The 23,358-nt window shown below is 35.9% G+C and carries 25 protein-coding genes and 1 riboswitch; of the genes, 11 read left to right on the top strand and 14 right to left on the bottom strand.

Annotated features, from left to right (window positions below; genetic code table 11):
* Positions 1 to 5: 5 nt before the first annotated feature.
* From MHH71_RS23365 to MHH71_RS23340, 6 genes are all read left to right on the top strand, one after another.
* Complete coding sequence (locus tag MHH71_RS23365) at positions 6 to 1,196, top strand: pyridoxal phosphate-dependent aminotransferase (protein ID WP_033799080.1); 1,191 nt, start codon at positions 6 to 8, stop codon at positions 1,194 to 1,196.
* 52 nt (positions 1,197 to 1,248) lie between these two features.
* Positions 1,249 to 1,354: riboswitch (SAM riboswitch) on the top strand.
* 64 nt (positions 1,355 to 1,418) lie between these two features.
* On the top strand, positions 1,419 to 2,663 hold the full coding sequence (mtnW, locus tag MHH71_RS23360) for a 2,3-diketo-5-methylthiopentyl-1-phosphate enolase (protein ID WP_006095849.1): 1,245 nt from the start codon (positions 1,419 to 1,421) through the stop codon (positions 2,661 to 2,663).
* Positions 2,660 to 3,319: a 2-hydroxy-3-keto-5-methylthiopentenyl-1-phosphate phosphatase gene (locus MHH71_RS23355; protein WP_033799081.1), complete on the top strand. Its 660-nt coding sequence runs from the start codon at positions 2,660 to 2,662 to the stop codon at positions 3,317 to 3,319. Before mtnW ends, MHH71_RS23355 begins: the two co-directional genes overlap by 4 nt.
* Positions 3,316 to 3,954, top strand: coding sequence for a methylthioribulose 1-phosphate dehydratase (locus MHH71_RS23350; RefSeq protein ID WP_033799082.1), 639 nt, complete (start codon positions 3,316 to 3,318; stop codon positions 3,952 to 3,954). Before MHH71_RS23355 ends, MHH71_RS23350 begins: the two co-directional genes overlap by 4 nt.
* Positions 3,932 to 4,444, top strand: coding sequence for a cupin domain-containing protein (locus MHH71_RS23345; RefSeq protein ID WP_006095851.1), 513 nt, complete (start codon positions 3,932 to 3,934; stop codon positions 4,442 to 4,444). Before MHH71_RS23350 ends, MHH71_RS23345 begins: the two co-directional genes overlap by 23 nt.
* Before the next feature lie 331 nt (positions 4,445 to 4,775).
* A complete protein-coding gene (locus MHH71_RS23340; RefSeq protein WP_003199868.1) occupies positions 4,776 to 5,051 on the top strand; it encodes a hypothetical protein in 276 nt (91 codons plus the stop codon).
* Positions 5,052 to 5,188: 137 nt separating this feature from the next.
* Here the strand turns inward: MHH71_RS23340 and MHH71_RS23335 are convergent, their stop codons facing one another.
* The 4 genes from MHH71_RS23335 to MHH71_RS23320 form a co-directional block, all read right to left on the bottom strand.
* Complete coding sequence (locus tag MHH71_RS23335) at positions 5,189 to 5,521, bottom strand: DUF3909 family protein (RefSeq protein ID WP_006095852.1); 333 nt, start codon at positions 5,519 to 5,521, stop codon at positions 5,189 to 5,191.
* Between the two features lie 4 nt (positions 5,522 to 5,525).
* A complete protein-coding gene (locus MHH71_RS23330; RefSeq protein ID WP_006095853.1) occupies positions 5,526 to 6,404 on the bottom strand; it encodes an NAD(P)-dependent oxidoreductase in 879 nt (292 codons plus the stop codon).
* Positions 6,405 to 6,408: 4 nt separating this feature from the next.
* On the bottom strand, positions 6,409 to 7,539 hold the full coding sequence (locus MHH71_RS23325) for a serine hydrolase domain-containing protein (protein ID WP_006095854.1): 1,131 nt from the start codon (positions 7,537 to 7,539) through the stop codon (positions 6,409 to 6,411).
* Between the two features lie 91 nt (positions 7,540 to 7,630).
* A complete protein-coding gene (locus MHH71_RS23320; protein ID WP_033799703.1) occupies positions 7,631 to 8,923 on the bottom strand; it encodes a GGDEF domain-containing protein in 1,293 nt (430 codons plus the stop codon).
* A 365-nt stretch (positions 8,924 to 9,288) separates the two neighbouring features.
* Between MHH71_RS23320 and MHH71_RS23315 the strand changes: the two genes are divergently transcribed.
* The 3 genes from MHH71_RS23315 (at position 9,289) to MHH71_RS23305 (ending at position 11,110) form a co-directional block, all read left to right on the top strand.
* On the top strand, positions 9,289 to 9,906 hold the full coding sequence (locus tag MHH71_RS23315) for a nitroreductase family protein (RefSeq protein ID WP_006095856.1): 618 nt from the start codon (positions 9,289 to 9,291) through the stop codon (positions 9,904 to 9,906).
* Between the two features lie 222 nt (positions 9,907 to 10,128).
* Positions 10,129 to 10,347, top strand: a complete 219-nt coding sequence (locus tag MHH71_RS23310; protein ID WP_003200003.1) for a hypothetical protein — start codon at positions 10,129 to 10,131, stop codon at positions 10,345 to 10,347.
* 373 nt (positions 10,348 to 10,720) lie between these two features.
* A complete protein-coding gene (locus MHH71_RS23305) occupies positions 10,721 to 11,110 on the top strand; it encodes a DUF3915 family protein (RefSeq protein ID WP_006095857.1) in 390 nt (129 codons plus the stop codon).
* A 97-nt stretch (positions 11,111 to 11,207) separates the two neighbouring features.
* On the opposite strand, the gene ptsP is transcribed toward MHH71_RS23305, so the two are convergent.
* The 4 genes from ptsP to glcT form a co-directional block, all read right to left on the bottom strand.
* Complete coding sequence (gene ptsP / locus MHH71_RS23300) at positions 11,208 to 12,920, bottom strand: phosphoenolpyruvate--protein phosphotransferase (protein ID WP_003199999.1); 1,713 nt, start codon at positions 12,918 to 12,920, stop codon at positions 11,208 to 11,210.
* Complete coding sequence (gene ptsH / locus MHH71_RS23295; protein ID WP_000411078.1) at positions 12,920 to 13,183, bottom strand: phosphocarrier protein HPr; 264 nt, start codon at positions 13,181 to 13,183, stop codon at positions 12,920 to 12,922. Before ptsH ends, ptsP begins: the two co-directional genes overlap by 1 nt.
* Positions 13,184 to 13,318: 135 nt before the next feature.
* Positions 13,319 to 15,379 (bottom strand): glucose-specific PTS transporter subunit IIBC, encoded by a 2,061-nt coding sequence (ptsG, locus tag MHH71_RS23290; RefSeq protein ID WP_006095858.1) that lies wholly within the window; start codon positions 15,377 to 15,379, stop codon positions 13,319 to 13,321.
* A 336-nt stretch (positions 15,380 to 15,715) separates the two neighbouring features.
* On the bottom strand, positions 15,716 to 16,564 hold the full coding sequence (gene glcT, locus MHH71_RS23285; protein ID WP_003199990.1) for a glucose PTS transporter transcription antiterminator GlcT: 849 nt from the start codon (positions 16,562 to 16,564) through the stop codon (positions 15,716 to 15,718).
* A gap of 165 nt (positions 16,565 to 16,729) precedes the next feature.
* On the opposite strand from glcT, the gene MHH71_RS23280 reads away from it, so the two are divergent.
* A complete protein-coding gene (locus tag MHH71_RS23280) occupies positions 16,730 to 17,548 on the top strand; it encodes a Cof-type HAD-IIB family hydrolase (protein WP_006095859.1) in 819 nt (272 codons plus the stop codon).
* Positions 17,549 to 17,622: 74 nt separating this feature from the next.
* On the opposite strand, the gene phnF is transcribed toward MHH71_RS23280, so the two are convergent.
* The 6 genes from phnF to MHH71_RS23250 form a co-directional block, all read right to left on the bottom strand.
* Positions 17,623 to 18,354, bottom strand: coding sequence for a phosphonate metabolism transcriptional regulator PhnF (gene phnF, locus MHH71_RS23275; protein WP_077293862.1), 732 nt, complete (start codon positions 18,352 to 18,354; stop codon positions 17,623 to 17,625).
* Positions 18,284 to 19,072 carry a glucosamine-6-phosphate deaminase gene (gene nagB, locus MHH71_RS23270; protein WP_006095860.1) on the bottom strand — a complete coding sequence of 263 codons (789 nt, stop codon included), beginning with the start codon at positions 19,070 to 19,072 and terminating at the stop codon, positions 18,284 to 18,286. Before nagB ends, phnF begins: the two co-directional genes overlap by 71 nt.
* A gap of 4 nt (positions 19,073 to 19,076) precedes the next feature.
* Complete coding sequence (gene nagA, locus MHH71_RS23265; RefSeq protein WP_033797066.1) at positions 19,077 to 20,219, bottom strand: N-acetylglucosamine-6-phosphate deacetylase; 1,143 nt, start codon at positions 20,217 to 20,219, stop codon at positions 19,077 to 19,079.
* A 267-nt stretch (positions 20,220 to 20,486) separates the two neighbouring features.
* Positions 20,487 to 21,389, bottom strand: a complete 903-nt coding sequence (locus tag MHH71_RS23260) for a ComEC/Rec2 family competence protein (protein ID WP_018766083.1) — start codon at positions 21,387 to 21,389, stop codon at positions 20,487 to 20,489.
* 74 nt (positions 21,390 to 21,463) lie between these two features.
* Positions 21,464 to 22,039, bottom strand: coding sequence for an SMC-Scp complex subunit ScpB (gene scpB / locus MHH71_RS23255; RefSeq protein ID WP_018766084.1), 576 nt, complete (start codon positions 22,037 to 22,039; stop codon positions 21,464 to 21,466).
* 213 nt (positions 22,040 to 22,252) lie between these two features.
* On the bottom strand, positions 22,253 to 22,990 hold the full coding sequence (locus tag MHH71_RS23250) for a segregation/condensation protein A (RefSeq protein ID WP_003199977.1): 738 nt from the start codon (positions 22,988 to 22,990) through the stop codon (positions 22,253 to 22,255).
* 169 nt (positions 22,991 to 23,159) lie between these two features.
* Between MHH71_RS23250 and MHH71_RS23245 the strand changes: the two genes are divergently transcribed.
* A complete protein-coding gene (locus MHH71_RS23245) occupies positions 23,160 to 23,255 on the top strand; it encodes a YjcZ family sporulation protein (protein ID WP_018766085.1) in 96 nt (31 codons plus the stop codon).
* Positions 23,256 to 23,358 lie beyond the last annotated feature (103 nt).

The following is a 23,358-nucleotide window of genomic DNA, read 5'->3' as shown; positions in this document are numbered from 1 at the left end:
AAAGTATGAAACATTTTCAACCTTCCGAGATTGTAACATCCTTACCAACACAGTTTTTCGCTTCACTTGTTGCAAAAGTTAACAAAGTAGTTGAAGCAGGTCACGATGTTATCAATCTAGGGCAAGGCAATCCAGATCAACCAACACCGCCGCATATCGTAACAGCTTTACAACGTGCAGCAGAAAAAGCAATTCATCATAAATATCCGCCATTTCGCGGACATGAAAGCTTAAAAACAGCCGTTGCAACGTTCTATGAACGTGAATATGGAGTCAAAGTAAACCCTAAAACAGAAGTTGCTGTTTTATTTGGCGGAAAAGTAGGGCTGGTTGAATTACCGATTTGTTTTACAAATCCTGGCGATCCAATTCTTGTACCCGATCCAGGATATCCTGACTATTTATCAGGTGTCGCTTTAGCAAAAGCAAAATTTGAAACGATGCCGTTATTAGCAGAAAATGATTTCTTACCAGATTACACTAAAATCGATGATACTATTGCCAAACAAGCGAAATTGATGTTTTTAAATTATCCTAACAATCCAACTGGTGCTGTCGCATCAAAAGAGTTCTTTGAGGAAACAATTACATTTGCAAATGAAAATGATATTTTAGTGGTTCATGACTTTGCTTATGGAGCAATTGGTTTTGATGGTAACAAGCCAACTAGCTTCTTACAAGCAAATGGCGCGAAAGATGTTGGCATTGAAGTTTATACATTATCAAAAACATTTAATATGGCTGGTTGGCGCATCGCCTTTGCTATCGGTAACCAAAGTGTAATTGAAACAATCAATTTATTGCAAGATCATATGTATGTCAGCATTTTTGGCGCTGTACAAGAGGCTGCTCGTGAGGCACTATTAAGTTCACAATCTTGTGTAACTGAACTAGTTGATCGCTATGAATCTAGAAGAAATGCCCTTATTTCAGCTTGTCAATCAATCGGCTGGAATGTAGTCGCACCAAAAGGCTCTTTTTTCGCTTGGCTTCCCGTTCCCCATGGTTTTTCATCTGAACAGTTTGCCGATGTATTACTAGAACAAGCACATGTAGCAGTTGCACCTGGAGTTGGATTCGGCAAACATGGCGAAGGCTACGTTCGTATTGGATTACTACATACAGAAGAGCGACTACAAGAAGCTGTTCAAAGAATCCAGAAATTAAAAATTTTCAAAAAACCATTGACATTCTAAAAAAACTCTGTCAAAATTCAGATATCGTAAAAATTCAAACATTTCTAAATACTTCTTATCAAGAGCAGGTGGAGGGACGAGCCCGACGAAACCCGGCAACCGATCTACAATTGTAGGCACGGTGCTAATTCTCGCAGCATTACGCTGACAGATAAGGAGCTGGTTGTAAAAAAACCTCTCCTTAGCTGAGAGGTTTTTTTATTTAACTAGGAGGTTATAAAAATGAGTGGAATAACAGCAACCTATTTAATCCATGATGATTCTCATAATTTAAACCAAAAAGCAGAACAAATTGCTCTCGGTTTAACAATTGGTTCATGGACTCATTTACCACACTTATTACAAGAACAATTAAAACAACATAAAGGCAATGTCATTCATGTAGAACAATTAGAAGAACAAGAGCATGTAAATACGTATCTCGGAAAAAAAGCGACACGTGGACTCATTAAAATTCATTATCCATCACTAAATTTCAGCCCTGATTTACCAGCTATTTTGACAACAACATTTGGAAAATTATCACTAGATGGCGAAGTTAAACTGATTGATTTAACATTTTCAGATGACTTAAAAGAACTTTTCCCTGGCCCTAAATTTGGCATTGAGGGCATTCGAAATCTCTTACAAATTCACGACCGTCCACTTCTGATGAGCATCTTCAAAGGAATGCTTGGACGCAATATAGGATATTTAAAAACACAGCTCCGTGATCAAGCAATTGGTGGTGTAGATATTGTAAAAGATGATGAAATTTTGTTTGAAAATCCATTAACACCGCTCACAAAACGAATTCATTCTGGAAAAGAAGTGTTACTGTCTGTATACGAAACATATGGTCATAAGACTTTATATGCAGTGAATTTAACAGGACGTACATATGATCTTAAAGAAAATGCAAAACGTGCCGCCACAGCTGGTGCAGATATTCTTCTGTTCAATGTATTCTCGTATGGATTAGATGTATTGCAATCACTTGCGGAAGATGATGATATATCGATTCCAATTATGGCACATCCTGCTGTAAGCGGCGCATACGCTTCATCGGAATTATATGGACTTTCTTATCCATTGCTACTTGGAAAGCTACTTCGTTATGCTGGTGCAGATTTCTCTTTATTTCCATCACCATACGGCAGTGTTGCATTAGAAAAAAAAGAAGCTCTTCTTATTACAAGTAAACTAACTAAAAAAGATCAATCTTTAAAACGAAGCTTTCCTGTTCCATCAGCTGGTATTCACCCTGGTTTTGTTCCGTTTATCCTTCGTAATTTTGGCAAGGATGTTGTCATTAACGCAGGTGGTGGTATTCATGGTCACCCAGCTGGAGCGCAAGGCGGTGGAAAAGCATTTCGAGCAGCAATTGATGCCACTTTGCAAAGAACACCATTGCATGAAGTAGATAACACTGATTTACATGCTGCACTGCAATTATGGGGGAATCCATCACGTGGGGTGAAACTATGAGTCTTCAAATTTTTTGTGACTTCGATGGTACGATTACGAACAATGATAATATCGTTGCGATTATGGAAAAATTCGCTCCACCAGAAGCCAAAACGATTAAACAAAAAATTCTATCACAAGAACTTTCTATTCAAGAAGGTGTAGGGGAATTGTTTTCTCTTTTACCTACAAGTTTACAAGATGACATCACTACTTTTATAAAAGAAACAGCGGTGATTCGGGCTGGATTCCAAGAGTTTGCACAGTTTGTCCAAACAAATCAGATTTCACTTCATATTATATCAGGAGGAATGGATTTTTTCGTCTATCCTCTTCTCAAAGGACTAATCAGCCCAGACCATATTTATTGCAATACGACTGATTTTTCAGGGGAAACAATTAAAGTAAACTGGCCTCACCCTTGCGATGAACATTGTAAAAACAACTGCGGTCTTTGCAAATCAACGCTAATTCAGCAATTAAGTTCAAACAGTGATTTTAACATTGTAATTGGAGATTCGATTACAGATTTACAAGCAGCAAAACTGGCTGATAAAGTATTCGCTCGTGATTTTCTCATTACAAAATGCCAAGAACATCAAATTTCCTATACAGCATTTGAAACGTTTTATGACATACAGACAGAAGTTCAGCAATTGTTGGAGGTGATAAAATGAGACAACTTTTTCGTCAATGGGAAGAATTGAGTAAATTAAAGAAAGAATTAACGGATCGCAACTGGTTTCCTGCTACAAGTGGAAACATTTCAATAAAAGTGAGTAACACTCCAATGACCTTTCTTATTACAGCAAGCGGAAGAGATAAAACGAAAACAACACCTGATGATTTTCTATTAGTTGATCAAACTGGAAAGGCTGTTTTAGAAACCGATTTACGCCCTTCAGCAGAAACATTGCTACACACTCATATTTATAATCATACAGAAGCTGAATGTGTCTTACATGTCCATACAATTGATAACAATGTAATTACAAACGTATACGACAAAGAAATCTCATTTTCTAATCAAGAAATCATTAAAGCTCTTAATATATGGGAAGAAGGAGCCACTATCAAAATTCCAATTATTGAAAATCACGCTCATATTCCAACGTTAGGAGAAGATTTCCGAAAACATATTCATGATGATGCTGGAGCTATATTGATTCGCAACCATGGCATTACCGTTTGGGGAAAAGACAGCTTTGATGCAAAGAAAAGATTAGAAGCATATGAGTTTTTATTCCAATTTCATATAAAACTATTATCAATTCAAGGAGGCGTTTCATATGGCGCAAATTCGTATTCATGAAATAAAAACCCATATTGAAAATGAACAGGAAGTAAAGCAATTTTTACATGGAGAAGGCGTTTTATATGAAAAATGGGATATTTCAAAACTTCCTACTCATTTAAAAGAAAACTACTCCTTAACTGATGAAAACAAAAAAGAAATTTTAACAGTATTTTCTAACGAAATCACCGATGTTTCAGAACGTCGAGGTTATAAAGCACATGATGTTATTTCCCTTTCAAATGCAATACCTAACCTCGATGAGTTATTAATTAACTTTAAACAAGAGCATCATCATACTGATGATGAAGTTCGCTTTATCGTCAGTGGGCATGGTATCTTTGCTATCCAAGGCAAGGATGGTCGCTTCTTCGATGTTGAACTTGAGCCTGGTGATCTAATTTCTGTACCTGAAAATGCAAGACATTATTTCACATTACAAGATGATCGCCAAGTTGTAGCTATTCGTATTTTCGTTACAACAGAAGGCTGGGTTCCTATTTATTAAGGTAGTTAGTTGAATAAAAGGGATTGGATCCCCTTTTCCTTCCTTTTATTTACTCTACATATATACATCCTCCTATGGAACAGGCTTATTTCACGAATATGAAATAAGCCTGCTTTTTTATTTTCTCTCGCCTTGCAATATCTCCTGATGGATGAGGATTCATCATCAAGGGGGAATGGTTCCTCATGATATTTTTCATTTTATCAAGTATGTTTCTCAATAAATTTTGAACATTTTTCGAACTTTTTCTGAAAATTCTGTTTAAATTATGATATAATACAAATAATAGAAAATGAATTGAACAGAAAACCGCAAAAAGAGGAGGAAGAACATGAATTTAATTATAGCACTTATACTTGGGGTTACTTGTGGAGCTATTCCTGCTATTCTCGGGGCAATTATGGAGGAATTAGAAATCGGTATGTTAGGTTTTGTCGCATCCTCTGTAAGCGCTTTACTTTTTGGTTTGTACGGTGCTATACCTATCGCTATTCTCTTTGCATTATATATATTACGTCACGCTCGTACAAAGCAATTTAGTCGCAATCATATGGCCAAAATCATTCCATTTCCAATCGAACGCTCTCGTCGTGCTTCTAGCTTATAATCCCATTACATTGTATCTCACATTTTTATATCCTCACAATACATCTACCTTAATACAACCTGCCTTTATCAAAATTAGCTTCCAATTTTCCTAAAAAATATATTAAACAAAATAAAAAGTCCTCAAACGAGGACTTTTTATTTATTATCTTCCAAAAACTGAAATAGTTCTTGTAAGTGAAGAGCATCTTCTCCGTAGCTAACAGATACATAACATACTCCATCAATTTCAGCATGCATATAAAGGTCAATACCTTCCCGATCATACTTTAAAGCTAAATAAAATTCCATTTCTTCTAACATCTTCTTTGATGTTCGAATCACGTAATGGCCGCTTTCATCACGTCCATATTCAAATGTTGGCTCAAAATCATACTTTTGTTTAAATGCTGCTTGTTGCTTATCATTGATTGACATACAAGTCGCACGCTGTACAGCATCAATCATCCCGTCAAACTTTTCTAAATTCATCACATTACCCCCTTATATATTTCTTATACAACACCTGTGTGCCACTATCCTCTTCTCCCTCTTCTATTAATTCATCATATAGCTCTTTTGCTAGAGCTAATCCAGGTACAGGTAACTTTAACTTTTCAGCTTCATCTAACGCAATTTTTATATCCTTCATAAAATGTTTCACATAAAATCCTGGTGCAAAGTCCTCTTTTAACATACGTGGAGCTAAATTACTTAATGACCAACTACCAGCTGCTCCAGTTGAAATACTTTGTAGTACTTTCTCTGGATCTAAACCTGCTTTCTTTGCATACGATACCGCTTCACAAACACCTATCATATTCGATGCAATTGCAATTTGATTACACATCTTTGTATGCTGTCCACTTCCCGCTGGCCCTTGTAACTGAACGTTCTCTCCTAGTTTTTCAAACAAAGGGAGACATACTTCATATACTTCTTGCTCTCCACCAATCATAATAGCAAGTCTGCCTTCTTTTGCTCCAATATCCCCTCCTGATACCGGAGCATCTAGCGTATGTACACTCTTTTTCTTTCCAGCTTCATATATACGTTTTGCTAACGTCGGTGTAGAGGTTGTAAAATCAATTGCAATTGTCCCTTCATTTGCATGTTCCAGAATTCCCTCTGTTCCAAAATAGATTTCTTCTACATCATGCGGATATCCTACCATCGTCATAACAACATCTACATTCTCCACCAATTCTTTTGGTGAATCACACCAATGTGCCCCTTCTTTTAATAAGGAAGTTGCTTTTTCTTTCGTACGGTTATACACATATACTGTATAACCACCTTGTAATAAATGATGTACCATACTTTTCCCCATAACACCTGTACCGATAAAACCAATTGATGAAATTACTTGTTTCATCTACTCATCCCCTTTGTTCTAATAAGTCGCTGACCATCTTCCGAAATTCCTTATTAAAATCATCATTTATGCCATTTTGCACATTTGAAAATAAAACAACAAACGTTCCCTTATCTTTATTAAAGTTATTAAATGTATTCCACCCAGCAACTACACCATGGTTATGAAAATAATCGGGATATATATAGAAACTAAATGCATATTTCTTTTCGGATGATGGTGTAAACATCACTTGTATACTTTTCTCTGAAAGAAGTTTTCCATTTATAATTGCTTCATCTAACTTCTTCATATCCCCAACTGTAGTATACATCTCACCACAGCCATATAGCCAGTTCATTGCTAATTTTGGTGCTGGTACAAGTACATTGTCTTTCTTTTTGTACCCTTGCGTGAAATGTTGCTCTCCTGGCACCATATTTCCCATACCTGATTCATGCATGTCCGCTCGTGCAAATATATTTTCCTTTACATATTCTCCTAAAGGCTTTTTAGATATATTTTCTATAATATAAGCAAGCACCATATAATTATAGTCACTGTATTTCCAACCAGTTCCTGGCGGAAAAGCTACTTGCTGCATTCCAATCCAAGTAACCAAATTCAAACGTGATGCAGCATTCACTTTTCCCTTTCCCTTCTCTGGTAAACCAGAAGTATGTGTTAGAAGATGGTATAATGTGATATTTTTATCTGCTGGAAATAAAGGTATATATTTATTTACATTGTCCTGAATATTTAACTTTCCCTGCTCTTGCAACTGTAAAATCGATGTTGCCACAACTGTCTTAGTAATGGAACCAATGCGATATTTTGTTTGTGGTGTATTTTCAATTTCACTTTGAACATCTGCATATCCATACCCTTTATTCAGCACAACACGATCTTTATCTGTGACAAGAACCGTTCCATTAAAATCTTTATCTTTTAAATATTGATCTAACTTTTGTGCCACACTAGCATAATCAATTGGCGGTTCCTTTTTTTCTTCTAAATTATCCTGTAACTCAGACTCGACAGAAGGAGTTGCCTTCCAAGTTAATGCTTCTTGCTTCTTGGGTATATAAAAAAAGTAATATACACTTCCACATACTATAAAGCAAATCAAGACCATAATAATCAATTTTTTTATCATTCAAAAACCTCCGCAGTTACTTTCTTATAAATGGCCCCTCTTTCTATTATCGGGTAACAGAAAAAAATCGCAACACTTTGTTGCGAAAAAATCACATTTTTTCTTTTCTATATAAACGTACTTGGTTTTTGCCATTTTTTTTCGCTTCATATAAAGCAATATCTGCTCGCTGTATCAATTCTTCTTTTGTCATTCCTTGCTCATATAAAGCAACTCCAAAACTTGCGGTTAATTTTGAAATGCTAGAGAATTGTTTCGTTTCAATAAAAAAACGTAGCGATTCAGCAACTTGGAAAGCCTCTTTTTCCGTTGTATTTATTACTAATATAATAAATTTCTCTCCACCCCACCGCGCGAAAATATGTTGGGATGCTATTTTAGATTTCATCAGTTCGGCTAACTGAATTAATGCTAAATCACCAAAATCATGTCCATATGTGTCGTTCACTTTTTTAAAATCGTCTATATCAAAAAGAATAAGCGCCATCATTTGATTTACTCGTTTCTCACTTTTCCATTTTTCTTCTAATAATTGTTGAAACTTCAAACGGTTGTATATTTCTGTTAAAGAATCAATTGCAGCAAGCTGTTCTTGCTCTTGATATAATTCATCTAATTCCGTAATATCTGTACACTTAACAATAAACCTAGACAAATCTTCCGGTACAGGTGTAGCACGTAATAAAAAAACAAACGCTTCGCCTTCATGACTATACATTTTTATTTTTCTCGCTTGCGCTAAAGAATCATCAAGCCAAGTTATATCGTGATTTGTTGCGTAATATCCATGTTCTTGAATAAAATGTTCCGCAAATACCATATGATTCTCATGATATGAAAATAAATTTTCATATCCAAAAAAACTCAAAAAGTTCGTATTACAGTCGACGATCTCATCATCTTCTACAATGAATAATAAATCATTTTGAAAATCAAACATCATTTGAAGAAGCTCTTGTTGAATAGTCACTTGTTGCAATAGTGATAATTGATAGAGACTTTTGTTTACCTCTTCCAGCACAACCTGTGGTGTAACAGGAGCTATAACAATATTTCGTACTCCTATTGTAAGCAACTCTACAAATTTTGAAGTCACCGGCTGATCCCAGATAACAATAAAAGAACTCCTCGAATTATATATGTGTTTTATACACTCTACTTGTGCACCATTCGACACATAAATGATCACAATTTGTGGTCGCACTTTTTCAAATAACATTTCCCCTTCTTCAAAACTATTTGCTATAAACATACATTTTGGATGTATATCATCAATCGTATACTGGTGATTACATCCTTCTTCTATATAAAGTACATTTACATGGAGATCCTGTAATACATTTTGAAAAACCGTATTCTCTAATAAAAAATGTAGTATGTTCACCACTGGTCTTCACTCACTTCATATATCCTGTTCTACTGAATTCTTCACTTTCCTTTTCTATAAGGGGCCGTTATCAAAAGAACTCGATTGGTGAGGGCTGAGCATCAGCAGGAACAAAGAACTCTCCCACTGACAGGAGCTTCACTTTACATATTTCTTCTTGATCTGCGAATCATCTTTTTATTGTATGACTACATGAATGACAGCGATTGTACGAATGTCCCCTTTTTCTTCTATTCTCAACAACTTGACAATTAAAATAAAGATATTATATTCTTTTACAGTGATAACTTACAAAATGTAAGTACAAAATTGTTACATATGGTATTTTTTTATAAATCCACATAAAACTTAGGAGGCATATTATGACACAGCAAGATTTCTTTACTGTTCTATATGAACGAACATCTAATCGTGCATTCAATTCTGAAAAAGAAATTTCAAAAGAGGAATTACAAGAAATTTTGAAAGCAGCTGGTCAAGCACCATCAGCTTGGAACTTACAACATTGGAAGTTTCTTGTTTTCCAAGGTAAAGACGTACAAAGCCGTTTACATCCAATCGCTTATAATCAACAACAAATTCTTGATGCTTCTGCAGTAGTCGCTATTTTAGGTGATCTAGAAGCAAATAAAAACATCGATTCTGTATATGGACCTATCGTAGAGCAAGGATTTATGAAAGCAGAAGCTAAAGAACGTTTGGCACAAAATATTGAATCTGCATATAAGCGTGAACAATATCCACGAGATGCAGCCTTCTCTAATGCATCCTTAGCCGCAATGCAACTTATGCTTGCAGCTAAGGCAACTGGCTGGGACACTTGTGCAATCGGTGGATTTAACCCACAAGCACTAATGGAAGAATTTAATGTTTCTTCTCGTTATGTACCTATCATGCTAATTACAATTGGTGAATCTACATTAAAAGGACATCCAGCACCACGTATGAATGTCGAACAAGTAACGGAATGGGCAAAGTAAACAGCCCCACAATAACATAAAAAAACGAAGGGTATCTCCCTTCGTTTTTTTATGTTATTTCTTTGTAATATTCCAACATATATAAACAGTAGTTTATTTCTCTATCCCCTTTAAAATCACAGTATTTTGTCGAATTTTGTTATACAATGAAATATAAAGGATGTATTTTTGTTACAATTATGATACAATAGTAACAAATAGATAACAAGAGAGGGATTTTCATTGAATTCATATGGAAGCTTTATTGCATTTTTAAGCTATGCCGTAACTGTACTGCTTCTATACTTTATTGGAGATGCCACAAATATTACAATGCTACAATTCCCAAAAGAAAAAGCACTCCAGCTAGAAGAAGGATTACATATCTCACAGTCTATCGTACCATTACTGTTGGCTCTTCCCGTATATGCAATCGTTTTATATAAAAGTAAAAAAGTGTAAAGGATACCTCGTTATAAATAAAGGTATCCTTTTCTATGTATCCAGTTATGCGTGGATAGTAAGACTCACCTAAAGATTTTTATTGATTCAAAGATGATCATAACCAGTGGGGGTCTTACTGCCCTCAAATAGCGGGATAAATAAGGAAAAACTACCCGTGAATTTCAGATCCTTGAATAAAGAAAAAAAAACAATAATAAAAGTTTCGACCTCCCTCCCCCTGTCATTTATCCTTATCCAAATACCATTAAGTAACAAATACCCCTCTAGTTATTTAAAATAAGAAAATATCCCAGTAAAAATTCCACGTTCGGTCCAATCACCACATATACAACTTACATACATTATAAGTGTGAAGGGGGTGATGAGAATTATGTTTGGATCTTTTGGATGTCGTGAAGATTTTAGAGAATGTCATCGTGGTCATTGCTGTGATCGTGATCGTGATCGTGATCGTGATCGTGAAAGAGAAAGAGAAAGAGAAAGAGAAAGAGAAAAAGAAAAAGAAAAAGAAAGACACCATGTATGTAATGTCCTTAGACACATTGCAATCGGAACAGAAATTTCTCTTTTAACTATTAAAGGTAACGTTACTTTCAGAAATGTTATTTTTGAAGGGTTTTCTAACGGCGTTGCTCTTTTCTCCGCTTTAAATACGGGAGATGACAAAGATAATAAAGATGATAAAAATAACATGAACACAAGTAAATTCACAGGTATTTTACGTGTTTGCCCAGAGGATATCATAGCAATCGCTATCTAATTCTGCTTCGTATCCTCAAAATCATAAAAATCAAATCTAAATTTAGTATATAAAAAACCTGAGACCGATTTCAATCGGCTCAGGTTTTCTTTTATTATTAGATGCTTTTAACTAATTCAACAACTTCTTCAGCAGTTGACATTGTTAATGCTTTTTGTGCTAACTCTTCCATTTGTGCTTTTGACAACTTGCTTAGTTGTGTTCTTGCAGGAAGGATAGATGTTGCACTCATACTGAATTCATCTAATCCTAATCCAAGTAGTAACGGGATTGCAAGTGAATCTCCTGCCATCTCACCACACATACCAGCCCATTTTCCTTCTTTATGAGCAGCATCGATAACCATTTTTACAAGGCGTAAAATAGATGGATTATACGGTTGGTATAAGTAAGATACACGTTCATTCATACGGTCTGCAGCCATTGTGTATTGGATTAGGTCGTTTGTTCCGATAGAGAAGAAATCAACTTCTTTTGCAAACTGATCTGCTAATACTGCAGAAGCGGGAATTTCTACCATCATACCTACCTCAATAGCATCAGAAACAGTTGTACCAGCTTGAACAAGTCTTTCTTTCTCTTCTAATAAAATTGCTTTTGCTTGACGGAATTCATCAAGAGTTGCAATCATTGGGAACATAATTTTTAAATTACCATATACGCTTGCACGAAGCAATGCACGAAGTTGTGTACGGAACACATCTTGTTCTTCAAGGCATAAGCGAATCGCACGGTAACCTAAGAATGGGTTCATTTCTTTTGGTAAATGTAAGTATGGAAGCTCTTTATCTCCACCGATGTCAAGTGTACGAACAACAACTGGTTGATCTGCTTTTACACCTTCAAGAACTGCTTTATATGCTTCGAACTGCTCTTCTTCTGTTGGAAGATTGTCACGACCCATATATAAGAATTCTGTACGGTATAAACCAACGCCTTCTCCACCATTGTCGATGATACCTTGTACATCATTTGGTGTTCCGATGTTTGCAACAAGCTCAACATGATGCCCATCACTTGTTACAGTTGCTTGATCTTTTAATTTCGCCCATTCAACTTTTTGTTCTTCGAATTTTGCTTTCTTTTCTTCGAAAGTACGAAGCGTTTCTTCAGATGGGTTTACAATTACTTCTCCATCTAGACCGTCGATAATTACGATATCGCCGTTTTGGATTTTCTCCATAACAACTTTCGTACCAACAACAGCTGGAATTTCCATAGAACGAGCCATAATTGCAGAGTGAGATGTACGTCCACCAATATCAGTCGTGAAACCTTTTGCATAGTTACGGTTTAATTGTGCTGTATCAGATGGTGTTAAATCTTCAGCAATAATAATTACTTCTTCAGAAATCGTACTTGGATTTGAGAAGTTAATTCCTAGTAAATGTGCAAGAACGCGTTTTGTTACGTCGCGAATATCCGCTGCACGCTCTTTCATATATTCATTATCCATGTTTTCAAACATAGTAATGAACATTGTTGCAACTTCGTCCATTGCAAATTCAGCATTTACTTTTTCATTATTTACTTTATCTTTTACTGGATTTACTAGTTCTGGATCATTCAATACTAGTAAATGTGCTTCAAAGATAGCAGCTTTATCAGCACCAAGCTCAGCAAAAGCATGGTCTTTAATTGCTTCTAGTTCAGATTTTGCTTTCTCAAGCGCAGCGTCTAAGCGTACAATTTCTGCAGCTTCGTTCGTAATCGTTTTCTTTTCAATGTTAAATTCAGGATTCTCAAGTCTGAAAGCCTTCGCAATAGCAATCCCACTTGATGCAGCGATCCCTTGAATGTTAAGAGTCATTATTCTCCTAATCCTTCGTTTTTCATAGTTTCTTCGATAGCTGCTAGTGCTTGAGCTGCATCATCACCATTTGCAGTGATTTTAATTTCTGCGCCTTGTTGAATACCTAAAGACATAACACCCATGATTGATTTTAAGTTAACGTTTTTACCGTTATACTCTAAGTTAATATCAGCACCGAATTTGCTTGCAGTGTTTACAAGTAGAGTTGCTGGACGAGCATGAATCCCTGAGTCGCTAGTTACTTTAAAGATTTTTTCCATAATAATCTATCTCCTTTAAATACAGTATTTTTTCGGTTGTATAGACGTGAGTACTACATCATCTATTGTATATAATAGGCGATGTTCGGTCAACCACATCGCCCATTATAATTATAGACATTTTGCGTCAATTTCTTACTGAATGTCAATAATATCGGCTTCGCCTTTCTTGACATTGCCTTCTTTTTTCAATTCAACTTGTTGTCCTTGCCCTAAATTCGTAAAAATAATTGGTGTAATAATAGATGGTGCATTTTCTTTTACAAATGCGATATCTACTTTCAATAATGGTTGTCCTTGTTTCACTTTATCACCTTGCGTGACAAGTGCTTCAAAACCTTCACCATTTAATTTTACAGTATCAATACCGAAGTGAATTAAAATTTCTTTTCCACCTTCAGATTGAATACCAATTGCATGTTTTGTTGGGAAGACATTGACAATCTCACCGTCAACTGGAGAAACGACTGTTCCTTCTGCTGGCTCAATTGCGAATCCATCCCCCATCATTTTCCCTGAAAATACTTGATCAGGAACTTCTGTAATCGGTAGAATTTTACCTTCAATCGGAGATACAATTGTTTCATTTGTATCCGCTTTTTGTACAGTTTCTTCTACTTTTACAGGTTTTTCTTTTTCAACATGAGGTGTACGACCCGACATAATATCATGAATTTGTGATTTTAATGTGTCAGATTTTGGTCCAAAAATAGCTTGAATGTTATTTCCTACTTCAAGCACTCCCGCTGCCCCAAGTTCTTTCAAACGATCTTTGTTTACATTTTTTTGTTCGTTAACTTGAACACGTAAACGTGTAATACAAGCATCTAAAGAAGCAATATTCTCTTTACCACCAAGCGCTACTAATACTTCACGTGGAAGTTCACCTGCTTCTGTTTTCCCTGCGCCATCAGTATCTGTTGTTACTTCACGACCAGGTGTTTTTAGATCCCATTTGCGGATTGCAAAGCGGAATCCGAAGTAGTAAATTACTGCAAGTGCAAGACCAACAACAATTACCCACCACCATGCTGTACGGCCTGGTAAGACACCAAATAGCATAAAGTCAATTAAACCACCAGAGAATGTCATCCCAATTTTAACACCTAAAATGTGCATTGTCATAAACGATAAACCAGCAAATATAGCATGTATTCCGAACAATACTGGTGCTACGAATAAGAATGAAAATTCAAGTGGTTCTGTAATACCTGTTAGGAAAGATGTTAACGCAGCAGATCCTAAAATACCAGCTGCTAATTTTTTATTTTCTGGACGTGCTTCATGATACATTGCTAAAGCTGCTGCTGGAAGACCGAACATCATGAACGGATATTTACCTGTTGTAAATGTACCAGCTGTTAACTCAACACCATCTTTTAATTGTGCCATAAAGATCTTTTGGTCACCGTGTATAATGTCACCCGCCGCACTTGTATATTGACCAAACTCAAACCAGAATGGTGCATAGAAAATATGATGTAATCCAAATGGAATTAAAGAACGCTCAATTAAACCAAACACAAATGCCGCTAACGTTTTATTCGCATCGATCATTTGATGTGAGAATGCATTCAAACCGCCTTGAATTGTCGGCCAAATAAAGCACATTACAATCCCTAAAAGTAAAGAGAATGTTGCTGTTGCGATCGGTACGAAACGCTTACCTGCAAAGAATCCTAAGTATGATGGTAATTCAATATTGAAGTATTTATTATAGCAATATGCTGCTAATATCCCGACAAGAATACCCCCAAACACTCCCGTTTGAAGTGTCGGAATACCTAATACATTTGCATACGCTTGATCTGTAAAACCAGTTTTAACTGGAACTTTGTCACTTACAATTGTAACAAATTTTTCTACTCCTAAGAATACGCTCATCGTTTTGTTCATAATTAAGTATCCAACGAAGGCTGCTAACCCAGCTACTCCGTCTCCACCTGCTAATCCGATGGCAACCCCTACTGCGAATAATAATGCAAGGTTTGCGAAAATAATATCACCAGATTGTTCCATAATTTTTGCAACTAGAACAAACCAATCTGCCTTTAAAGCAGGAACTAGATTTGTTAACTGTGGATTTTGAAATGCATTACCAAATCCAAGTAAAATACCTGCAGCCGGTAAAATTGCTACTGGAAGCATAAGCGCTTTTCCGACTTTTTGAAGAACACCAAAGATATTCTTAAACATGAAAACCCTTCCTCTCTTATCTATATTGTGCTTTTCGACAAACGCCAAAAAGGCATGAGGAAAAAAAGATAGAACGATAGCTATACAAAGGGTAGTATGTCCCTTTCTCTAGCTTACATTCCTGACTTTTCTCCACTCATGCCTGATCGAATCAGTAACACGTGTCAAAAATAGGTTTACGTATAAGTTCACTACTTTAGAGCAAACGTTTTCGTTGTTTGCCTTAACTTGTTTGTCGAATTTTGTATAACTTTGCATGACTTATTATACAAAACAATTGTAAGCGATTCAATCATTTTTTTTAACGTTTTCATTTTAGACAAAAATATATGTCTTTTACACATGTTCTGCTTTTACTAATCTTTGCAAATGCATCGTTAAATAAATACTCTCCGCTTCATATACAGGGAGCTGTAATTCTTTCTGCATCACCTTCACAAGCTTCCAAGCTAGATTATAACAAACTGGATACTCTGCTTTTAATAACTCAGCAAACCCTTGTGCTTCTTCTACCTTCTCTCCCTTTTTCACTCGTTCAATTGCATATTGTAAATGACGAATAAGGCGTAAATAATGAATACTTTCTGGATCTAATGTAAGGTGTAGATTTGTTTCAATTAATGAAACAAGCTTTGCAATAAGACGGGAGTTTTGATTAACAGCAGATACATCAGAATTTGTGAGTGAACTATAAATATGAAGTGCAATAAAGCCAATTTCCCCTTCTGGCAATGTAATTTGCAAACGGGAATTTAAAAGTTGTACAACTCCTTCAGCAATTTTGTACTCTTCTGGATACAGCATTTTTGTTTCAACTAAAAAAGGATTATCTATTGTAAAGCCCTGTTTCAGTCTTTTAATTGCAAAAGAAATATGATCGGTTAAGGCAATATGAATATGCTCGTTTAATGGTGACTGCGCCTTTTCTTGAATATACATCATAATATCGTTCATCAGTTCAATTAACTTTTCGCTCACATGTGGCACTAAAAGCTTATATTGTTCACGGTCACGTTCATTTTTTAAAACAAACATTTTTTCAATTTGCTCCGCCTTTAATACATCTTTCGTTTTCTTTCCAAATCCAATTCCCTTGCCAATCACTACTACTTCCTCGTGTTCCTGATGACTCGCAATGATTACATTATTATTTAAAACTTTTTTAATTTCTAGATAACTATTCATATAACACCACCCTCGTACTTAAATAGCCTACTTTTATGTTACAGAACATCCTTCTTTTTCGTCAATGCAAAACATCTACCATTTTAGAAAAATTCATTTTTTAGACATGATTGCACGAGATGCGTATAATGTAAGAGCAAATGTACATAGAAAGGAGAATGCAACATGATTAAAATGTTTGTAAGCGATATTGACGGCACAATGATGCAACATGGCGGCATGATTGATGAGCAAGATGTTACAGCTCTTCGCAATCTTGCAGAACAAAATGTGATTCTTTGTTTCGCCTCCGGTAGGCTTGATAATGAAATCGCTGGTTTAATGAAAGAGGTTGGTACCACCTTCCATCGCATTAGCGTAAATGGTGTATTCGTATATACCCATGAGAATAAACAATTATTGTCTGCAACATTTGATTCGAGCATTTTGCCAGATTTGTTAGCGATGACGAAAGAAGAACCGTATTTTCGTTATGTAAGTGATGAATATAATTATTACATTGAGGAAAAAACACCATTTATTCATGAACTTGAGAAACAAGTTACAATGACTTCTGTTGAAGAACCAAACTTATTACAAAAAATTGATGATACAATTTTTCCTAATAAAATTTCTGTTGGAGGCACAAAAGAAGACTTACAAGTACTTCAGAAAAAAATCAATGAGAAATTTAGCGGCAAAGTCAGTACCTTTATCTCCGCTGAACAATGCTTAGATGTCATGCCACCAAATATTAGCAAAGGATCAGCAATCTCTATTTTATTACAAGAGTTCCAAATAGAACCTGAAGAAATTGCTTGTATCGGTGATTCTTACAATGATATTCCTATGTTCAATTTAACATCTCATAGCTTTGCCATGTCACAAGCTGACGATGCAGTGAAAGAACATGCACATTATGTCGTAGACTCTGTAAAAGACGCTGTAGAACACGTGGTAACTTACAACTCAAAACAAAACAAAAATACGACTCATTCCCTGTAAGGATGAGTCGTATTTTTGTTTCTCTACATACCCAATGAATTGAAAGTTTAATGTATTTCACAAAATAAAATACACTACTTGTTTCGTGAAATACTCGTAATGAACTTATAACGATCACCACGATAAATACATTTCACATATTCTAACGGTAATTCACCTTCTGCATATGACCATTGTCTCATTACAAGCACAGGTGCTTTTTTAGGTATATGCAGATGTTCCGCTTCATCATCCGTTGCAATTGAAGCTTCAATTGCTTGGGTAGCACGAACAAGTTTAAAGCCTAACTTTTTCTCTAAATGTTCGTATAAAGATTGTTGCAAAATTTCTTCGTTAATATCTTTTACAAGAGTTGGCGACAAATATGTCGTCTCAAAAGCAATCGGTTCGTCATCGGCTAAGCGGATACGCCTCACTTCATACACCGATTCCCCCTCTTGAATTCTAAGCCGGTCTGCTATTTTAGCAGTAGCTGAAACTAGGCGGAAGCTTAATAACTGACTGCTCGGTTTCATACCACGGGAAAGCATATCCTCTGTAAATCCCGTCATCCCTTGCAGTTTTTGCTCCACTTTTGGAAGCTGAACAAACGTTCCAATTCCACGCTTTCGATATAAATACCCTTGTTCCACTAAATTATTAATTGCCTGTCTGATCGTCATGCGACTTACTTCGAACTTATCACAAAGTTCATTCTCAGATGGAATTTTATCTCCCGGCGTCCATTCACCGTCCTCAATTAGCTGTTTCACCCACTCTTGAATCTGATAATAGATCGGAAATGGTGAATACTTGTCGATGTTCATCAGCAATCGCCTCACTGCATAAAGATAGAGCTTCTGGATCTGCGATTACGGTTACATTCGGATGACGTTGCAGCACTGTAGCAGGACACGCTTCGCTATACTCACCTTGCAATAATTCTCTGATTGCTTCTGCTTTTTTCGGTCCCATAGCAACAAGTAGAATTTGTTTCGCTTTCATGATGCTTCCAATCCCCATTGTAATTGCATGAGTTGGTACATCTTCTTCTTTTTCAAAGAAACGAAGGTTTGCTTGGCGTGTAGACTCTGTTAATTCAACAATGTTAGTTGGAGAATCAAAAGATGTTCCTGGTTCGTTAAATCCGATGTGACCGTTTTCACCGATTCCAAGAATCTGTAGATCAACTGGGTTAGCTGCTAGAATGCCTTCATAACGCTTGCACTCTTCTTCTAAATCACTTGCCATCCCGTTTGGTACATAAGTTTCTTTAAAGGGAAGATGATTAAACAACTGTTCTTGCATAAAATAATGATAGCTGTTTTTATCTTCGTGTGGTAAATTTACGTACTCATCTAAGTTTACAGTGGTTACACGGCTTGTATCAAGTTTATTTTTTCGCATTTCTGCATAAATACCAAGTGGAGAGCTTCCTGTAGCCATTCCTAACGTTGGATTTTCCTTTGATTTTACAACTTCTTCAATTAATTTACAACCTGCTTCTGCTAATTCTTCTGGCGTTTTTACAACAAGAATATTCATCTATTTACTTCCCTTCCTTCATATGAATTCCTAATCGAACCGTATCATATACATGTAGATCTTCCGTCATGACAACAAAGTCCGCATCTTTTCCTACTGTTAATGCCCCTTTATTCGTTAATCCAAACTCTTCTGCTTGGTTAACTGATGTCATAAGTACAGCGTCCTCAATCGAGCATCCTGTAAATTCAATTACATTTCGGAATGCTTGGTCCATTTTCAAGATACTACCCGCTAACGTTCCGTCTTCTAAACGAGCGCTGCCGTCTTTCACATGTACAGGCTGTCCACCAAGCTCATACAATCCATCTTCTAAACCTTTTGCACGCATCGCATCAGTAATGACACTTACTTTTTTAGGACCTTTTAATTTATATGCTAATTTCACCATATCTGGGTGAATGTGAATACCATCTGTAATCACTTCAACCATTACATTTGGGTTCAATAACACGTGACCGACAACACCTGGTTCACGGTGATGTAAACCGCGCATTTGATTGTATAAGTGTGTAGCATGTGTAATGTTTCTACTTTTCAATTGTGCATCAACTGCATCTGTATGGCCCATTGTACCAACAACACTCGTTTCAGCAAGATACTTTTCAAATTCTACTGCGCCTTCTTCTTCTGGTGCATACGTTACTAATTTAATTAGATTGCCACTTGCTTCTTGCCATTGTTTAAATTGTTCAATATTCGCCGGAACGATATGTTCAAGAGGTTGCGCCCCTGCACGTTTTTTTGAAACATATGGTCCTTCTAAATGAATATATTCAAAATGCGCTCCTTTTTCTTTCGCTTCTTTTGCAGCACTTAAAGCCGCTTCAATTGCTTCTGGAGCTTGCGTCATTGTTGTTGGGAAATAAGTTGTAACCCCTTCTTTTAACATTTCTTTACCAAGAGTTACTAACCCATCGCTATTCGCATCCATCGCATCAATATCGTATCCACCATGAATATGAACATCGATCATACCTGGAATCACAATTTTTCCTTCTGCGTCAAAAACCGTTTCATTTTCTTGTGATACATATTGAGCCATCAAACCAATTTCTTCAATTTTTTCTGCGTAACGAATAAATCCACTTCCCATTACTTCGTGACCTGTATAAATTTTGGCATTGATGACAACTTGCGTTTTCATTTTCATCGATCCTTTCCCATGGAATACCTACTTGTTATTATTACCTATTTGCCTAACCCCATCTTAATATATACACGAGTAGTTGTCTATACATTCAAATGAAATTTCCTTTTCTCTTAGTAAAAAAGGAAATTTATCTTCTTTAATTATAATATATATTATTCTTTTTTTCCAAAAGGAGACAATGCATCTTTTATGAAAACGAATACCAATTCCTTGTTTCCATTTTCCTACTTAGCATTCTATTATACAGTTTTAACTACTTCTTTACTTTAACAATGGAAGCGGCGTATTTGACCATATTGCAATATGGTCTCCATCCGTTTCAATTTCTACCGTTCGTTTATCCGTTGTATATGTCATGACACCATATCTCTTTAACCTGTTTACTACACTTTGATGTGGATGCCCATATGGATTTTTTTTATCATAAGAAAGAATAGCAAATTGAGGGTTTGCCTCCTCTAAAAATTGTTCACTAGTTGACGTATATGAACCGTGGTGACCTACCTTTAAAACATCAGCATGTACATCATATTGCTTTATTATTTTCTTTTCAGTTTGTATATCCGCATCTCCCATTAGCAAAAAATCAGCTTTACCATATCGAACTTTTAAAACAATTGATGATTCATTATTTTCATCCTTTGACTTCCCATTATTTAATACTTGAATTGAAACTTGGGGATCTAACGGTATATGCTGTCCTTGTTTTACACGAACAAATGGAATTCCCCTCTTTTTAATATCGTTCCTATACGTATGATATGTAAAAGAACTATAGGTTTTGCCGCTATCTAATACAAGTGAAACTGGCATTTGTTCTATAATCGGTATAAGCCCTCCTATATGATCCATATCTGGATGCGTCCCTACCACAACATCTAAATGGTTAATTCCTTTTTCAATTAATTTCTGAATAATTACCTCTCCAGCCTCATAAGGTCCTCCATCGATTAACATTGTTTGACCATTAGGTAAAATAATAAGTGTGGCATCACCTTGTCCTACCTTAAAAAAACTCACTTTCATTCTTCCTAAATGTGGACGTTGCTTGGAAAAAGAGGACACAGTATGAACAGACGTCATATATCTTTTGACAGATGTGCTGTTTAATGAAAAACATATTAAAACAGAAACTAGCAATAGAATAATCCGTACAACTTTCATAATTCGTCTCCTTTTTTCATTTAGTATGGCACGAGTCGTATTTCATATACAAAAAAGCTTAGCAATGCGCTAAGCTACGATTTTGACAATTCCTGCAAGGATCCAAAGAATAAGTCAGCTTCATTCATTTGTTCATTTTCTTCAGAAAGGGTTGGTAAATCATCTAATGTTTGCAGTCCAAACGTATCTAAGAACTCTTTCGTAGTACCATATAAAATAGGGCGCCCTGGTCCTTCTGCCCGGCCCGTTTCTTTTATAAGTAAGTGCGATACCAATGTTTGCAGTGCTCGATCTGTTTTCACACCACGAATTTCTTCCATTTCCGTTCTTGTAATTGGCTGGCGATAAGCAACAATCGCCAATGTTTCAAGAGCAGCCTGGGAAAGAGACGCTGCTGTTGGTGTATCCATTAATTTTTGATAATAAGGCGCATGTTCTTTTTTTGTGGCAAAGCGATACACTTTTGCAAATTGTACAATTTGCAACCCTCGCTGTACACCTTCACATTCCCTTTGCATTTCCTCGATAATCTGAATTACATCTTTCACTTCAATTTCAAGTACTTTTGCAATTTGTTCCGGATAAACTCCTTCATCACCCGCAACAAATAAAAGCCCCTCAACAATTGCCATCTGTTCTTTTCTATCCAACATACAATCTCCTTTCTCATATCTTTCCATACAAAAATATCCACAATAAAAACCGAATCACAGTATATTGCGACCGGTCCAACATTCCTTTTATCGTTCCAAACAAATTTATGCGAAACCATGATCAGCGGGGATTATTTCCACTGATCATTCGTTTTGACTAATCAAATACTTACTGCTAGTTTTCCTCACAATTTTGAAATGGGAGTTTTACTAAACTTTAGAGCGAGTCAAAAAGATTTCATCAAAATTGTGTTCTTGCTCAATAATAATTTGTTGGTTTTTCATAAGTTCGAGTATGGCTAAAAACGTTACAACCATTACTTCGCGCTCTTCATCAACGAATAAATCATAAAAACTTTGGCGTCCTTCCGCTGTTTCTAATTGCTGTAAAATATCACTCATACGTTGTTCAATCGGTATTTCTTGACGAGCAATTCGCGTTGTTACTGGACGTTTTGATTTTTTACGACGCATAAGTTTTTGAAATGCTGCTAACATATCATACAGTGTTATATCGAGAGGTAAACTTGTCTCCTCTTCTTGCTGAAATGATGTAAAATCGATTGGTGAACGTGTATAAAGTTGTGCTCTTTCTTGTTCTCTCTCTTTTAATTCAGCAGCAACTTGCTTATATTTTTTATATTCAATTAACCGCTCCATCAACTCTTGACGGGGATCATCTATAAAGTCTTCACCATTATCAGGTACATCTTCCTCTTGTTTCGGTAACAGCATTTTACTTTTAATTTGCAATAGCGTTGCAGCCATCACCAAATACTCACTTGCAACATCCAGTTGCAAGTCTTTCATCGTATGAATATAAGATAAATACTGCTCTGTAATTTCCGCTACAGGAATATTATATATATCAATTTCATAGCGATGAATTAAATGTAACAATAGATCTAAAGGCCCTTCAAAAGCCTCTACTTTAAAATTATATTGCACAAAGCATCCCACCACATTTTTTCTATAACAACATAAGTATAGAGCATACTTATGTTCTATCCAACCTTTTTCAGAAATTTAGTTGAAAATAGACACCTGCCCATGCAACAATGCCCACCTCTTCATATGATAAAAGTGTAGTAAGTTCAATGTAGGAGGTAAAAAAACTATGGGCCATATTGATTGTGGTTTTAACGGCGGTTTCGCTTTACTTGTTGTGCTCTTTATCTTATTAATCATTGTAGGCGCGGCTTGCTTCTGCTAATGCAGAATATAATAAACGGCTAGAGATTCTCTAGTCGTTTATTATTTATCCCGTTATTCGCGTGCAGTAAGATCTCACCTTAAAATTCAGCAAAAGTAAAGAA

It is taken from the genome of Bacillus sp. FSL H8-0534, from assembly GCF_038005885.1.
Lineage (GTDB): Bacteria > Bacillota > Bacilli > Bacillales > Bacillaceae_G > Bacillus_A > Bacillus_A pseudomycoides.
The sequence above is the reverse complement of the archived record's forward strand: the minus strand, read 5'-3'. Positions and strand labels throughout refer to the sequence as shown.